Source organism: Treponema sp. J25, from assembly GCF_004343725.1.
Taxonomy (GTDB): domain Bacteria; phylum Spirochaetota; class Spirochaetia; order Treponematales; family Breznakiellaceae; genus J25.
Genome location: NZ_PTQW01000018.1, coordinates 24,298 through 40,339, shown reverse-complemented (window position 1 = coordinate 40,339; position 16,042 = coordinate 24,298). Strand labels below are relative to the sequence as shown.

14 protein-coding genes are annotated in these 16,042 nt (G+C 44.5%); 9 read left to right on the top strand and 5 right to left on the bottom strand.

From position 1 onward, the window contains the following. Positions 1 to 29 precede the first annotated feature (29 nt). From C5O22_RS06820 to C5O22_RS06810, 3 genes are read right to left on the bottom strand one after another with little or no spacing between them, the layout of a single operon-like run. Positions 30 to 1,550 (bottom strand): alpha-N-arabinofuranosidase, encoded by a 1,521-nt coding sequence (locus C5O22_RS06820; RefSeq protein WP_132780463.1) that lies wholly within the window; start codon positions 1,548 to 1,550, stop codon positions 30 to 32. 24 nt (positions 1,551 to 1,574) lie between these two features. Then, entirely contained in the window at positions 1,575 to 3,113 is a 1,539-nt protein-coding gene (locus tag C5O22_RS06815; protein ID WP_132780462.1) for a glycoside hydrolase family 43 protein, read from the bottom strand. Between the two features lie 48 nt (positions 3,114 to 3,161). Continuing rightward, complete coding sequence (locus C5O22_RS06810) at positions 3,162 to 4,073, bottom strand: ArsR/SmtB family transcription factor (protein ID WP_132780461.1); 912 nt, start codon at positions 4,071 to 4,073, stop codon at positions 3,162 to 3,164. A 397-nt stretch (positions 4,074 to 4,470) separates the two neighbouring features. On the opposite strand from C5O22_RS06810, the gene C5O22_RS13665 reads away from it, so the two are divergent. From C5O22_RS13665 to C5O22_RS06785, 6 genes are all read left to right on the top strand, one after another. After that, positions 4,471 to 4,704 carry a hypothetical protein gene (locus C5O22_RS13665; protein WP_243692895.1) on the top strand — a complete coding sequence of 78 codons (234 nt, stop codon included), beginning with the start codon at positions 4,471 to 4,473 and terminating at the stop codon, positions 4,702 to 4,704. Positions 4,705 to 4,767: 63 nt separating this feature from the next. Beyond that, entirely contained in the window at positions 4,768 to 5,286 is a 519-nt protein-coding gene (locus C5O22_RS06805) for a LamG domain-containing protein (protein ID WP_243692894.1), read from the top strand. A gap of 61 nt (positions 5,287 to 5,347) precedes the next feature. Continuing rightward, a complete protein-coding gene (locus C5O22_RS06800; RefSeq protein WP_132780460.1) occupies positions 5,348 to 6,631 on the top strand; it encodes a hypothetical protein in 1,284 nt (427 codons plus the stop codon). Between the two features lie 118 nt (positions 6,632 to 6,749). Further along, positions 6,750 to 7,502 carry a LamG domain-containing protein gene (locus tag C5O22_RS06795; protein WP_243692893.1) on the top strand — a complete coding sequence of 251 codons (753 nt, stop codon included), beginning with the start codon at positions 6,750 to 6,752 and terminating at the stop codon, positions 7,500 to 7,502. A 121-nt stretch (positions 7,503 to 7,623) separates the two neighbouring features. Next, positions 7,624 to 9,237 (top strand): arabinan endo-1,5-alpha-L-arabinosidase, encoded by a 1,614-nt coding sequence (locus tag C5O22_RS06790; RefSeq protein WP_132780459.1) that lies wholly within the window; start codon positions 7,624 to 7,626, stop codon positions 9,235 to 9,237. A gap of 3 nt (positions 9,238 to 9,240) precedes the next feature. Beyond that, positions 9,241 to 10,290: a glycoside hydrolase family 43 protein gene (locus C5O22_RS06785; RefSeq protein ID WP_132780458.1), complete on the top strand. Its 1,050-nt coding sequence runs from the start codon at positions 9,241 to 9,243 to the stop codon at positions 10,288 to 10,290. A 206-nt stretch (positions 10,291 to 10,496) separates the two neighbouring features. On the opposite strand, the gene C5O22_RS06780 is transcribed toward C5O22_RS06785, so the two are convergent. Together C5O22_RS06780 and C5O22_RS06775 are read right to left on the bottom strand one after the other, a co-directional pair. Then, a complete protein-coding gene (locus C5O22_RS06780) occupies positions 10,497 to 11,462 on the bottom strand; it encodes a glycoside hydrolase family 43 protein (RefSeq protein WP_132780457.1) in 966 nt (321 codons plus the stop codon). A gap of 60 nt (positions 11,463 to 11,522) precedes the next feature. Next, positions 11,523 to 12,440, bottom strand: a complete 918-nt coding sequence (locus C5O22_RS06775; RefSeq protein WP_132780456.1) for an ArsR/SmtB family transcription factor — start codon at positions 12,438 to 12,440, stop codon at positions 11,523 to 11,525. A gap of 365 nt (positions 12,441 to 12,805) precedes the next feature. On the opposite strand from C5O22_RS06775, the gene C5O22_RS06770 reads away from it, so the two are divergent. The 3 genes from C5O22_RS06770 to C5O22_RS06760 all read left to right on the top strand — a co-directional run bounded on the left by C5O22_RS06770 (position 12,806) and on the right by C5O22_RS06760 (position 15,955). Then, entirely contained in the window at positions 12,806 to 14,083 is a 1,278-nt protein-coding gene (locus tag C5O22_RS06770) for an extracellular solute-binding protein (protein WP_207895357.1), read from the top strand. Between the two features lie 74 nt (positions 14,084 to 14,157). Next, complete coding sequence (locus C5O22_RS06765) at positions 14,158 to 15,063, top strand: carbohydrate ABC transporter permease (RefSeq protein WP_132780455.1); 906 nt, start codon at positions 14,158 to 14,160, stop codon at positions 15,061 to 15,063. A 1-nt stretch (position 15,064) separates the two neighbouring features. Continuing rightward, positions 15,065 to 15,955: a carbohydrate ABC transporter permease gene (locus C5O22_RS06760; protein ID WP_132780454.1), complete on the top strand. Its 891-nt coding sequence runs from the start codon at positions 15,065 to 15,067 to the stop codon at positions 15,953 to 15,955. The last annotated feature ends 87 nt before the right edge of the window (positions 15,956 to 16,042 follow it).

The following is a 16,042-nucleotide window of genomic DNA, read 5'->3' as shown; positions in this document are numbered from 1 at the left end:
CAGGAAATGCCTGGCGTAGCCCTATTTTTTTAGTTTACCGTGCTTGTAAAAGAAAAAGTAATAAATGAATGAGCCGGAATAGTGCAGTGAAGCGTACCGCCTTTAATGGAGAAATCGGTAAAATTTTGAGGTTCTACTTCGTGTGGATTTTCAAAACTATTGTGGCCGTTAAGCTTTGTGCTTGTGAGAATTCTGCCAGTCATTTTTTGTACCTCTCCACCCCGCAGATCGACGCTTATGGGGTATGATTTCTCGGGATCTATATTGGTGAGGGAAAGCAAGAATCTTCCATTTTTTCGAGATGCAGAAATTGAAAGGGCTGGGAAGGTTGTATTGTTGTATTCTAGCACAGGATTTTCGGGGTTCAAAATGATAGGGAGGGCAGTACCATCCATATGATCCTTTTTCATTTCAAGAACATGATACGTAGGGGTAAGCACCATTTTTTCTCCCTCGGTAAGGATGGGAGCCTGGAGTACGTTGACCGCCTGCGCTAGGTTTGCCATCACCACCCGATTGGCATGGTGATGGAAGATGTCTAAATGAAGACTTGCGGAAAGGGCATCCCGAATAGTGTTTTGTTGATAAAGAAAACCTGGATTGGTACCCTCTTCTACCTGGTGCCAGGTGCCCCACTCATCTACCACAAGACCTATTTTTCGGCGAGGATCGTATTGATCCATAATAGCGCTATGACGGGTAATGAGCTCATCCATGCGCCAGGCATTTTTCATTAATATAAGCCATTTGTCGCTGTCTGCTTCTAAGGCTTTCCCTTTCTGTTCCCAGCTTCCTGCAAAAGTATAGTAGTGAAGGGATATGCCATTGACGAATCGATCTTCGGGAAGCCCTGAGGGGCAATATACTAACTTCTTCATGAGGGTTTCCATCCATCGGTAGTCGTCTACATTAGGCCCCCCTGCAATTTTGTACAGCCGCTTATTCCCGTAATTCCGACAATATACCGAATAATTTCGAGCCTTGTCGGCGTAATATTCAGGGGTCATGCCACCACCACACCCCCAGTTTTCGTTCCCGATTCCCCAAAAACGGACATTCCAGGGTTTGTCCCGACCATTTTGTTTTCGTAGTTCGGTCATGGGGCTCTGGCCATCAAAATTAAGATATTCTACCCACTGACTCATTTCATGAACCGTACCAGAACCCACATTTCCGGTAATGTATGGTTCTGCTCCCAAAAGTTCGCAGAGTTCCATAAACTCGTGGGTTCCAAAATGGTTGTTTTCTGTAACACCACCCCAGTGGGTATTGATCATGGTGGGCCGCTTGTTTTTAGGACCAATCCCGTCCATCCAATGATATTCGTCGGCAAAGCAACCTCCTGGCCAGCGGAGATTGGGGATGTTTAGCCTTTTGAAGGCCTCTACCACATCAAGCCGGATACCATCTTTATTAGGAATAGGGCTATCTTCGCCGACGTAGAAACCTCCGTAAATGCAACGGCCTAAATGCTCTGCAAAATGCCCATAGATGTGTTTGTTTATAGTGGGGCCCGGTGCATCTAAATTGATGATTGCTGTGTGTTTCATTCGTATGCTCCTCTTTGCTGCGCTTTATGGTTGTAAATACTGAACGCCCCAAAGGGCTTCATTATTTTCAGAGATAGCGGTAAGTGAAAGGGTTGGGTTGCCTGCTTCGTCGTTGGTCTGGATAAGAACTCCTTCGAAGTGGCCGTTTGTTAATGCTAACTGTATGTCTGCGGTGGTTGGATTGTAGGTCCAACTACCAATGTCTCGACCAGTGTTGTCCCGGACCCGTCCGTTTGTCTGTAGGAAATATTCTTTTCCCTCTTCGATTACCGAGCTAATGGTTGTTCCATGGTTGACAAAATAGTAAAAGCCTGAAACCTCATCTATGGTATGGCCAGTGGCGAGTTTTTCTGTCCCGTTGTACGCAAAGGGGGCTGCTACAACCCACCCGTCGCTGGTACGGAACATGCGACGAACCCGGATTTCATGATATTCGTTTCCTCCATCGAAACGGGTATGATGAACTAAGAAAATGTCACCAGTTTCATTTATTAAAGCTGAATTGTGTCCCGGTGCCATGTAGGCCTGTAAAAAGGTGGGGAATTTGTAGTTTCCCATCAGCTTTATTCCGTAAGGAGTATGGTTTGCTTTCCCTTGATCGAGGGTTTCTCCTTTTTTATCAGTGTACGGTCCATCAGGATTTTTAGATCGGAACAGTCGGATCTGGTATCCCCCGTTACTCTGGAGGCTCCCATAAGATACAAAAAGGTAGTAGTAACCACTTGTTTTGTCATAGATGATATAAGGGCCTTCAACTGAGTTGTGTAACCCTCCTGCTAAATGCCGTCCAAAGTAGGGGTCAATGCCTTTTGCTGGATTGGCTTTAGGATGAATGGGGTACCCTGTTTTTTGATCAATTTCCAAGATGAAAATACCCCCCGACCATGATCCATAGGTCATCCATAGGCGTCCTTCTGCATCGTAAAACAGGGCCGGATCGATAGCGTTGGGCCAGAGAGTATTTTTGTAATTATTAAAATGAAAATATCGAGTTGTGTTTTCTGGGCCTACAACCGCTTCCACATTGGTTTCCTTAATGGTTGTTCGTGTAAAACCGGAATACAGAATAATATCCTGAAAGTGATAGGGCCCTTCTACAGAGTCGGCGGTGGCAAAGCAAAGATTAGATTTGATATAGGTCGATGTGGTGCAGAAATACATCATCCATTTGCCCATCACGGGATTGTAAATAACATCGGGGGCCCATACCGAATAGGACCCTTCACTATTACGTCCTACATATTTAAAAGCCCTTAAATCTGGATCAAAAAGATTGTCGAATAGTTTGTTGTACTTTGTAACTCCCGAGTGTAAGGGCTGCCAACTGATAAGATCCTTGGATACGGCCGAGGCCATATGAGAGCCGAAAACGTAATAATTCCCATCTGCCGCTACGATAGAAGGATCGTGTACAGAGACACCAGTACGTAAAGAAGATTTTTTAAGAGTAACCGGGTCTATCCGATGGGGTAGTTCTGCACAGGCTGAAAACATGCTTACCGCTCCTGCTAAACTAAGTATTGTAATAGTCGATATTTTTCGACATTCCCGCTGGTGTTTCATAAAAATATCCTCCTGAATAAAAATCTGTGGGGGAGTTTGCTTGCGAAATTAGAGGGGGTGCCATTTTAACTTGGCCTTGATCCCCTGATTGTAGTTCCCGAAACCTTTCCCAAAAAGAGTAAGTCCGCCGGTGGTTTCAGAATTGTTGGGAACACTGATGCGGAAACAGATGTCGCTTGTAGAGGTAATCCCAAGATCATGAATAGTGGTCTTAGAAAGTTGAAGCCCATCCATAAATGTCCCATTTTCTCGGATGGAAAGGATTTTCATAAATCCACATTGGCTCCAGGTCGGTTCCCACCATGTAGGGGTGAGCAACCCTTTTTGAGTAACCGGTTCTACGGGGTTAGACCACGTTCCTAAAGGAATGTCATTAATTGAAAAAAGAATATCCGAAGCCCGGTCGCTTCCCTTGGGGGCCTCTGCTTTTATTTCAAAACTCAAAATAAGTTCTTCTGGTTTCTGATTAGATTTGAGGAAATTAGGAATTCGATATTCCACATAACCCGATGCAAACCACAATATCCCTGCATTAATCCGATCTGGATGAGCAAAGAAACGGGGATCATCATAACTTCCAATAAGATGCTCTATAGTAGCAATCCCGCAGATAGGATTGATTTTGAAATCGAAAAAAAGCCCCACGTCTAGTTCTATTTCATACATCGATTCAGGGATGGTGTCGTTACTTAAGTCCACTACTAATGATTCATGCGGAAGGCTGCAAATCTTTTGGATCCCTTTTTTCCCCATAGCGGTGGTTACATCGATGAGATTCGCTTCCTGTAACATTCGGATGTGGCTGGTTAGCGCTCCTTTAGAGATTTTAAGCAATTCTGCCAGGTCATTCATATTAAGATACTGGTATTCTGAAAGAAGAGAGAGAATCTCCAGTCGAACAGCGGATCCTAAAGCCTTAAAAATTTTGGTCCCTTCCCGTATGTCCTTCAGATGAATCATGGGTTTGGCAACTCCCTGATTAAAGTTTAGATATAAATAAAATAGTACATAAAATATTTCTTTGCAACTATTTTTTTGATAATTTTCTTGTTTTATTAATCCCTTTCATCCTGATTCTAATGGTATAAATTTTTGTATAAATGTTTAGAAAAAATTTGACAATATTCGATATGTGCCGTAAAATACAGAAAAAATAAGGGGGTTGTGGTTATTAGTTTAGGTTTTTCATGACAAATATCGGTTGAATTTAAACTTGTTGGCTAGGAAAAATAGCTAGAGTTAGGTAGGTGTTCTCTGTTTGGGGGAGTCGCAGAGAATGCTGCCTGTCATGAATACCTAAATTAGTAATGATCAACCCCTTTGAGAAAATGAATGCCTTAAGCGAAGGAGGTTGAGCATGAAGAAAAGCTCAAGAGGGCATATGCCCGGTGTTAGCAGAATCGTTTTAACCAGAACGATTTTCTTGGTGGGGATTGGAATGTTTATGGTTGGTTGTGGGATGCCCACGATTGGGAGGAGTAGTGGAAATACCACACAGGAGGCGCCAGAGACCACATCTGCTCTCAATCTTACCAATTCTACGGCTGTCGCAGTGTATCAATTTGAAGAGAACCTTAATGATGAATCATGAAACAATAATACAGCCACTGCTACAGGGAGTACTTCCTATGTAATAGGGTATCGTAACAAATCATTGAATCTGAGTAATGCTTCAAACGTTCTTAATGTCGCTTATCTTACCCTTCCTGATAATCTAGTAGGAAAAACCTTCACCATTTTCTATTGGGCCAAGGTGGGGACCTGGAATACTGGTTGGGGCGCCCTGGCCCACATGATTTTTAAGACCAGTAGTGGTCCCTGGGAAGGCTTTGTGAGCCATGGAGCGAATAGTGATACGAGTTTTTATGCCCGTAACCGGAACGACCTTGCTGACAATTGGGGCGATATCTTTGCCACCCTGCCTACCACGGGTGAGTGGTTCCATGTCACTGAGACGATGGATACCAGTGGGGTAGCTACCCTTTATATCAATGGAACCGCGGTGGGAACCTATGACACCGCCTATGAAAACTTTACCGCTGCCCAGGTTTCGATCATGTTTGGTCAGGATACCTGGCAGGCCCAGGGGGTGGTTCTCGACGATGTGGTCATCTATGATCGGGCCCTTTCGGCAAGCGAGGTAACCCAGCTTTATAACGGGACACTTCCGTAAGAAAGAAATCATTACATGGCGGTTGCTCTTGAGAGCACAAAACAAAAGATGGAGGATGTATATGAATAAACGAATAGGTATTATGGCTAGCCTGCTGCTAGCCCTTGGCTTGGTAGCCCAGGCCCAACAGGTCACGTTTCACGGGTATGCCGATTATTCTAACTATTTGTTAACCACCTATGCCCGGCAAAGTGGGGGTGGTAGCTGGGAACAGTTTGAATATGGGGCAGGGCAAGGTTCCTGGTATGGTGGACGCACCGAAGTAAACATGTTTGTGGATTCCCAAAACATTCATTTTGTTTTGGGAATTCGTCTTGGTGCGGCGGATCTTGACACCTGGTACGACATTTATGGGGACGATGTTCCCTTTTATCAGGGAAATGTACGAATCAACGTGACCCCCTATTTGGATGTGCTTACGGGTAAATTCGAAGAGCAGGCCTTTGGATACATCACCTATGATCAGGCCTGGGGCTTTATTTATGCGAGCAACGTGGCGGACCGGGATGTAGGACAGTATCTTACGGCTGTCGAGATTAAACCACCGATGGTTCAGGGGCTTTCTATTCTGGCGGGGCTTCCCATTAAACCCTGGGGAACCAATGATGGTTGGGGGAGCATGCCTGCAAACAACTACTGGCAGAACCTTATCGATCAATTTAAGATCAATGTGAAGTATACCTTGCCTATCGGGATAAATCTGAAAGCAGGGTATTACCATGGCCTTCAATATAGTGCAAGTAACTGGGAAGGCGATGATGATGTAGTACGAGAAGCCTACCTTAGTGGGGATAGTTCCAATTTTATGGGTACCGGCTTTGATCTTGCGGCAGGGTATAATTTCCAGTACAAGACCTCAACCCAGGGGATGAAGCATAATATCAACCTTTCAGGAGCTTTTCGACCTATGGCGGGGCTCCGTCTTGCTCTGGGTAACCGTTTTGCTTATGCGAATAATTTCCATACTGTAGCAAAGCAAATTCTGTTAGATCGGGTGGTTCTAGATACGCTGTACGATCTTCCTATTCCCCAGGTTCAGGCGGGATTCCGGGCGAACTTTACGTATATATCTGATTCTTCTGGTCAGGTGGGCTGCTATGTGGATGGTGATAGTGGAGATCTGGGTTTTTCTACTAATATCGATGCGGCCTATATCCCAACCAAACCTACCGACGGAACCTCTGGCATGGCCCTCGGTGCAGGAGCGAACGTGTACCTCAAAAAGAATTTCTCTAATGGTTATATCCAGATTGGGTACCAAGCTCAGTTCAATCGCTATGAATCAAAAAGTGCCGCTCAGGCTATTAGCCATTATATCCCCCTCAATATTGCCTTCTGGTTCTAGGACATACGGTTGAGGGTGTTACGTAAAGGTACTTTGTTCTTTGCAGTACTAAGTAAAGAGATCGTGGGCGTCCCTTTAAGGGCCCCACGATTGTCGAGAGGTTTTGTGGAGGTTAGAGATGAAGACCTATACTAATAAAAACCGAGTTCTTTGGATGGGGCTTGTTATTGCATCAATCTTGGCTTTAGGAAGCTGTGCTTCCGGAGCTCAAACTGCCCAGGAAAGTCTTCCAGGAGATTTTGATTTACACGCTCTGGCAATTTACACGATGGATGAAATTGAAGGGAACGTTTTGAAGGACAGTTCTGGTAAAGGGAACCATGCGGAAATTAGCCAGAATACACCTAAAACCACCGAAGGAAAGGTTGGTAAGGCTTTAGTATTTGATGGGGCAGAGACATACATCGTTTTAAAACCAACGGTCCTCGAAGGAAAAGAATGGACCTTTGCAGCCTGGGTAAATGCCGAGGCGTGGCCTCGATGGGCCCGAATCTTCGATTTTGGTGATGGGGCAACGGCAGATATGTGGTTTGGTTTTAGCGGCGCCGAAGCAGTAATGCGGGCCGATATTTTTGCCCCCCAGGGGTCGGTGATTGTATTAGGACCTTCCCTTCCAACTAAAGAATGGGTCCACCTTGCGATTACTGTGAATGGCCAGAAGATGACGATGTACGTAAATGGAAAGCAGGCCGCCTTTGGGTATACCAAACTATTGCCTTCGGTGGTGGTAAAGAACGGAATCTATATTGGGGCAAGCAACTGGCCCGATCCCCTCTTTGTTGGGAAGATGGATGAGATCCTTATCGCCGATGTGGCCTACACGGACAAACAAATCCAGGCCCTCATGAAGGGCATCCCGGTAAAAAAATAAATATTTTCCTACCAGGAGTCTTCCTGTTAACGGAAGATTCCTGGTAGAAAGGATAATCCCTATGCAATTGGTTAAATCTTCTCATTCCCCCTTTCTACTAACAACAAATAGATGGGTTAAAATGCTGATAAGAGGGGTATTCTTTTTATTTCTAGGCGCTTGTCGTCTTACCAGTGAGTATTCCAGTTCCACTGGCGATACTGCGATTCTTATCGATAAATACACAAAAACTATCACGGATACTAATCCTGCAACGTGGGGGCCGGTAAATACCCACGATCCAAAGCTATTTCAAGATGATGATGGAACGTACTATGTGTTTTCCACCGATGCAAGTATTGGTAATACCTGGCAGGGGGGTATTCAGGTCCGAAAATCAAAGGATCTTATCAATTGGGAGTGTCTTTCTACGCCTGCTCTGGGGAAATGGGACGAAGATCTTAAAAGCTGGTGTGGTTTTACGAGCGATGATGCAGCCTATACCTGGGCCCCTACGGTTATAAAATTCAAAGGGAAATACTATATGTACCATGGCGTGATTGTGGATGTGGCAGATAACGCTAACCGGCCCCGGGCATGGATTGGCCTTGCAATCGCTGATAAAGTGACAGGGCCATACCTCCCCGCCCATGAGTATGACCCAAATACGTATACGAGTTCCACGGTAGTTCGCTACACTTTTACCCGTACCACTGGAACCATTGATGCGGACTGTTTGAACGAGGGAGCCGGTTCCTGGAATAAGGGCTTTGGAGCTATCGATCCTGAGATAATCTGGGATGCTAATGGGGACATGTGGATGACCTATGGATCCTGGAAAGGGGGTATAGCTATACTTCGGCTTAATAATGATACAGGAATGCCCCTAAGTGGTTACCCGGCGGATACAATAAGTGGGGGATATGGAACTCAAATTGCAGGTGGTAACGGCGTTGCCTCAGAAGGAGCCTGTCTTTTCCGCTATGGAGATTACTACTATTTGTTTTATTCCCTTGGAGATCTTGGGTACGATTACAGTGTGCGGGTTGGTCGTCGCCCTGTATCTCAAGGAATCGCAGGGCCGTATTACGATGCCTCTGGGAAGGACCTAACTACTTTGACATGGAATGATTCCCATCAGTATGGGAATAAAATTCTTGGGGCCCATCAATTTAGTGGGGAATATGGTTGGCGTTGTCCCGGTGGTCAATCTATCCTTGTGGCTCAAAATGGCAAAATTTTTATGGCCCATCATACCCGAACCAATTTCAAACAAAGTTGGTGGTTTTATCTTCAGGTTCGGCAACTGTACTTTACTGAAGATGGATGGCCGGTCGTGAATCCTAATGAATACTACGGCGAAACCCTCAGAACGATGACGGTTCAGGAAGTGTCGGGTTCCTATAAGGTAATCCATACCATACGGGGTGCCACCTGGGCTAAGTTTACCAATTACGAAGGAGTTCAGAGTAGTAGCAATGTAAATACAGAAGATGCGAACGAAACCCTTTCGGTGGCAATAACTCTGAATTTGGATGGTACTGTTTCGGGGGCTTATACTGGGACATGGTCTGTGAGTGGCTCTAATATTACGATTATCCTTAAAACTACGAGTGGTTCCCCTATTGGGACTTACAAAGGGATTGTTTCTGAAGCGGTAGATTGGGCTCGAAAGGATAATACGAATCGGAAAACTATAACGTTTACTACTTTCTGTCCCGAAACAGGGGAATATTTCTTTGGGAATAAGGACTAAGAAATGAAACAGAACAGATGGAGATATGTGAAGGAAATTTTGGGGGTGTATTCTCTTTTTAAAAGAGGGCGCTATTTTTCATTTGTTGCAATCTCCCTCTCTGTGGGGCTACTCCTTGTTTCCTGTGTTACTTCAGAGGCTGTGCAACAGGAATCAGTTCCCTGGTCAAACCCGATCATTCGGGATATCTATTCTGCGGATCCTGCGGCCCTTGTGGTTGGAGATACGCTGTACCTGTATGTAGGGCATGATGAAGCGCCCGCCGGTGGGACAAGCTATGTGATGAACGACTGGTACTGTTATTCTACCCAGGACATGGTGCACTGGACGAACCATGGGCCAGTATTGTCAGTAAAGGATTTTGCGTGGGCTGATGGAAATGCCTGGGCAGCCCAGGTAGTGGAGCGGAACGGCAAGTTTTATTACTACGTGAGTGTGGCACAGGCGGCGACGGGAGGAATGGCAATAGGGGTAGCCGTAGCGGATAAACCTACCGGACCCTTTAAGGATGCCCTTGGAAAAGCGCTCATTACCTCAGAAATGACCCGTTTTGCAGGTCAGCCCCGCTGGAGCTGGGATGACATCGATCCTACTGTCCTGATTGATGATGATGGGCAGGCATACCTGTATTTTGGCAACACCTATCCTAAATATGTGAAGCTTAACGAAGACATGATAAGCTTCGATGAGAAGGTGGGGATCCAGAAACTCTTGCTCCCCTTTGTTGCGGGACTGCCTTTTACCGAGGCCCTGTGGATTCATAAATATCAGGGACGGTATTATCTTTCCTGGGCCGCTGGATGGGAAGAACAACTCGTCTATGCCACGAGTGACAAGCCTACTGGTCCTTGGGTTCCAGGGGGTAAGCTTATGAACCATGCGGAAAACTGCAACACCAGTCATCATGCAATCGTTGAGTTTAAAGGGAAATGGTACATTTTCTATCATAATGGCACATTACCGGGGGGTGGATCCTACCGGCGTTCGGTTTGTGTGGATTATCTTACCTATGATGAAGCGGGGACGATTCCTTTGATTACGCCGACTAGATAGAGCAAGTTGAGTACGGGTATCGTGGAATCATTGAAAACGCGAAAGGATAAATAAAACTAGGCCGGGATACAGAACATAAAAATACCCCTCAAAAAGGGTAGAATATAAAAAAAGAGCCTTCTTCATGGGGCGCCCCTTTTGGGGTGCCCAGCTTTTTTATTGAGACCCTGAAAAGGTCCTTAACGACGTTCCACGCCTCTTTTGGGTTATTGAGTGTTTGGAATTGGTTCTCCAAAGATTGGCATACCATCTGAGGTCCAGAAAATTCTTTGGATCCGTGTATGACGGTTGGGGTCATAGAGGGGATCCCCTTTGATTTCCTTGTAATCTCGAGCGTGGTAAACCAGCAGATCCTGTTTTCCATCTTCGGAGGTGGTAAAACAACTGTGTCCTGGACCGTAGATATGGTTTTTTTCAGAACTCTTAAAAACCGGTTCTGGGTTCTTATGCCATACTGAAGGATCAAGAGGATCTGCTTCTGCTGGTGCTATTAGAAGGCCGATGCAGTAATTATGATCGGTCCCGCTAGCTGAATAGGTAATAAAGATTTTGTTATGCTTAATAAGTACCGCTGGACCTTCGTTTACATGAAAAAGCCGCTGTTCCCACTCGTATTCAGGGCGACTAAGAAGTACAGGCTCTCCTTCGATGGTCCAGGGGTTTTTAAGAGCCGCGATCATTAGGTTGCTTACGGTAGGAGTATCGTCTGGCTTTTGGGCCCATACCAGGTATCGTTTCCCCCGAAGTTCAAACACAGTAGCGTCTAGAGTAAAATGGGTGGCCCCTGTTTCAATCCGGGCCTTTTCATACCACAGGCCTGTCATGGGATCTTCTTCTTCACATTCAAGCACATACTTTTCGATGTGCCAGATGTTCTCTGCCCGCCCTGCAGCATAATAGATATACCACTTGCCATCGAGGTAATGAATCTCCGGAGCCCAAATGTGTTTGCTCTGAGGGCCCTTTTGATGTTTCCACCACACAACTTTTGTGGGGGCCTCGGCAAGGCCGGCTAGAGTCCGGCTCCGACGAAGTTCTATACGGTCATATTCAGGGACAGAAGCTGTAAAATAGTAGTACCCATCAATATGACGATAGATCCATGGATCAGCCCTTTGTACAATAAGGGGGTTCTTAAGTCCTGGTACAGAAAAGTCCTCTCTGTTGTTCATTGGTTGTGTCCTTTATATAAGATTGATGGGGGAGTCGGTTTTTATTGCAGAGTCCACAATTTATGTGGCTTCTGCCCATTTTACCAGGATTCGTATACCCTGGTTATAATTGCCAAAACCTTTGCCAAAAATAGTTACCCCTCCGCAATGTTCTGCTTCCTTGGGAGAACTAATACGAAGAGAAATTTCACTTTGATGATTTAAGTCGAGATCATCGATAGTAATCGGTGAAATCTGAATACCATCAATAAAAGTCCCCTCATGATTTATGGTAAGAACTTTGAGCAGGCCATATTGATTCAAATTGTTGTACCACCATGAAGGGGTTAACATTCCCTTAGGAGATCCGAAATCCCCCGGGCTGGTCCAATAGCCAATACAGGTATTATTGATATGAAAATAAATATCTGAGGGCCAGTTTTCATTAACCCCCGGCGCTTCAGAACAAATTTCCATGCTGATTACCATTTCTTCCATTTTTTGTCCGGGTTTTAAGAAATTGGGTACCCGATACTCTACAAAGCCCATCGCGAACCAGAGGATGCCAGCATTAATTCGGTCAGGGTGGCTAAAGAAACGAGGATCATCAAAGCTGCCGATAACATGATCTACCGTGGCTATCCCACAGGTGGGAGTAATAGCATAATTAAAATACAATCCTACATCCAGTTCGATTTCATACGTAGAATCATTAACTGTATTATGTTTAAAGTCCAGTACAAGGGTATCATGGGAAAGACTACAGAGTTTCTGGGTTCCTCGTTTCCCTGTGGCGGTGGTGATCTGAATAAGATTAGCTTCCTGAAGCATTCGGATATGACTTGTAAGGGCCCCTTTGGTAAGCCCCAATAGTTCAGCCAGTTCATTCATATTAAGTTTGCCATGTTCAGAGATAAGAGCTAAGATTTCAAGCCGAATTTCTGAGCCCAGGGCTAAAAAAATCTTTGTTCCTTCCCGTATGTCTTTTAAATGGATCATAATATAATCCTTTTAGGATTCGCTTTTGTTTTAACGATTCGATGATAGTATATCTAAAACTAAAATACAAGTATTTTACCTTTTCTTCTACTGGGGTCTTTAGCAAATTATAGGGCAAAAATTAAAAAAAGTCTATAATAGTTTAGAAAAAACTTGACAGTATTCAGAAGGTGCCGTACAATCATCGAGAGGTTTAAAAGAGTTAGAGGCGTGTTCGTTACCGCAGTAATGCGGGGATATAAAACATGTGTTCCTCTCGGGGATTTTAGAGGGGCATCTGAAGTTATGGGAACAAGCCGCTTTCGGGCGATAAGCCTGAGAAGCACGGTCTTGTAATATAATCCTTTAAGTAAGGAGGGGCCCATATGAAGATATTTCAACGGGCAATGTTAGGTTGTTTGTGTACGGTTTTATCGGTTAGTCTTTTTGCTGAGGGGCAGAAAGATACTGGTAAAAAAACAACAGGCGGGGGTAAAACCCAGATTACCTTTATGACTCCTCTTTCAGGGGCCGATGGGGCATACATGGATAAGATTATCCAAGCCTTTAATGCGGCAAATCCTGATGTGGAGGTAACCCATCTTGTGGTAGGAGCTTCTACGGAGTATAAGCAAAAGTTTTCTACCGGTGTGGCTACCAAAACTGCCCCAGAGGTTCTTTTGATCCGAAAATTTGATATGCCCTTGTATCTGGATCAGTTTTCTGGATTTACTAAAGATGAGTTAAAAAAATATGGGATCGATGTAAATGATATCTATCCTAATCTTCTTTCAGGACTTGAGTATAAAGGTAAATTGATAGGAATACCCCTCGATGTTTGGATTTTCTACATGGCGTACAACAAGGCGAATTTCCGTAAAGCAGGTCTTGATCCAGAGAAACCCCCGTATACAAGGGAGGAATTCGTAAAAGCCATGGAAGCTCTGGTAAAAGTAACGCCAAAAGGGGTTACTCCTTACTATGAGAACATGAACTGGACCTGGATTTGGACCCATCTTTTGTGGCAGTTTGGGGGAGACCTCTTAACTCCCGACTTTAAGGCTCCGGCTTTCCAAAAGGCGGGTGTAGAAGTGCTGAAATTCTTGCTCGAACTCCAGCAGAAAAATATTATTCCTTCGGGAATTGTTGATCCAGGTCCTGCTTTTGAATCGGGAGATGCTTCCGTACTTATTACCGGCATTTGGACAATCAATTCCTGGAAGAACCTGTTAGGGAAAGATTTCGGATATGCAGTCGCCCCGCAGCTAGGTACCACCAAAGCCGTATTTGGGGGATCCCATGTTATTGCGCTCACCGATACTATGCTGAAGGATGCAAAGAAAAAAGAAGCAGCCATGCGCTGGGTAAAATACCTTTGGGATCATATGATTGACTGGTATGCCGCAGGTCAAACTCCGTCTCGTAAGTCTATTGCAGAAGGGAAGGAACTGAAAGAGAAGCTTCCTCATATTTGGACAGTAGCTCAACAGGTTCAGTATGTGAAATCTTTCCAGATGTTCCCCTATATATCGGAAGTTCAGGATGAAATAGCGGTGTATCTCGAAGATTGTCTCTTTACTAAAAAATTGAGTCCCGAAGAAGCAATGGACAAGGCTGCTAAGGCGGTACAGACTATTCTGAATGATTACTGGGCAACCCACTAGCCCTCTAAAGTAAGAATTGGGGGAGCTCGCTCCCCCTTTGTGTAGTAGGGGTATATATTTTTTGAGGTGTTTCCATGAAAAAGAAATCGGCTTATGCCCTTAGGAAAGAAATGAGTTCCTGGTTGTTTTTGTTGCCCCATCTGGCGCTATTCCTCCTTTTTATAGTAATTCCTCTTGTGATAAACGGCGTTATTAGTTTTTATAATTGGAGTCTTTTGGGAAATAAATCTTTTATAGGTTTTGGAAATTTTGTCAGAATTTTTACGGATGATAAATTCTGGCTTGCGGTAAAAAATACGGTTGTTTTCGCGATTATTAGTTTCCCCTTGGTGATTATAGTGGGGCTTCTTTTTGCTAGTCTCTTAAATCAAAATATTTACGGGAAATTGTGGATCCTTGTGGCTTTGGTATCGCCGACCTTTTTTGGTTCTGTGGGAATTCTTACTACCTGGAAATGGATCTTTGCATCCCATCCAGGGGGCCTTGCAAATTACTATTTGCACAAGTTAGGAATTATTAGTCAAACGGTCTCCTGGTTTGAAAATACTAGTCGGGCGTGGGCTATCATTATTTTTGTTACCGTATGGTGGATTGTTGGTTTTAGCGTTCTTCTCTATTTAGGAGCATTGCGACGGATACCCAAAGAACAATACGAGGCTGCAGAGTTGGATGGAGCAGGTCCCTGGCTTCGTTTTATTCATGTTACCTTGCCATGGATTCGGAATGTTCTCTTTTTTGATGTGGTTCGACAGGTTCTTTTAGCCTTTGGTCTTTTCGACCAAGTGTATTTCTTTACGGGCGGGGGCCCAGCAGGTAGTACCAGAACGATGGTCCATTACCTGTATTCTACCGGAATTAATGTACAAGCATTAGGAAGAGCTGCGGCTATTTCCTGGTATATTTTTGCGGTGGTTCTTATATTTGCATTGATTCAACTTTTTGGTTTAACCCGTTCTATAAAAAATGCGGAGGAGATGTGATATGGAACAAAAAACGGGGCTCCTTAAAAAACGACGGCGTCGTTTAGGATTCAATAAGAAAGAATGGGTCTGGATTAAATCAATCCTTGTGTGGATTTTTTGTCTCCTCTGGTTTTCTCCTGTTATTTGGATGTTTGTTACCTCTCTTAAAGATTCTCAGCTAGCAGCGGCAGAACGAGTCCCCCGATGGATACCTGAAACAATCTCTTTTGAGAATTATAAACTTCTTTTTGCTCCTGCCAGTGGAATTAGTGTTCTTAAAGGTATCCAGAACTCGTTGATTGTGGCAGCCCTTTCTATCATTGCGACGATAGTTATTTGTGTCCCCGCAGCATATGCTCTTTCCCGGCTCGAATTTCGTGGCAAAAAAATTGTACTTTGGGCATATATCGCCATTCTTGCCTTCCCCGGGATTTTGTTTTTAGTTCCCAATTATTTTATTGTTCATGCTCTGGGTATGATGGATTCTTTTTCTGCGCTTATTATTCCCGGCCTTGGGGGTACCTTTGGTGTGTTTATGCTCCGACAGTATATGCTTGGGATTTCGCGAGACCTTGAAGATGCGGCCTGGATCGATGGTTGTTCTCGTTTTCGTTTTATGATTTCGATAGTAGTGCCTTTTGTGCGACCAGCCCTTATCGTTCTTTCTCTTATGACATTTATAGGTTCTTGGAATAGTTTCCTCTGGCCCCTTTTAGTACTTAATTCCCCGGACAAACTCACGTTACCTATTGCTCTGGTACGATTTACTGCTGGCTGGGGTGATCCTTTCCGAGGAATTGGTGTTTTAATGGCAGGGGCCTTCGTTTCTACTCTTCCCACCCTTATTCTTTTTGTGTTGTTCTATAGATACCTTATGGAAGGGGTCAGCATGGGCGCTGTAGGGAAATAGGTTATGTGGTTGTAGTTTTTTTGTAAAGTTTGCCTCCCCTTTCTAAAGGGGAGGCCCAAAATGAAAGAAATTTTTATTATGAGGGGT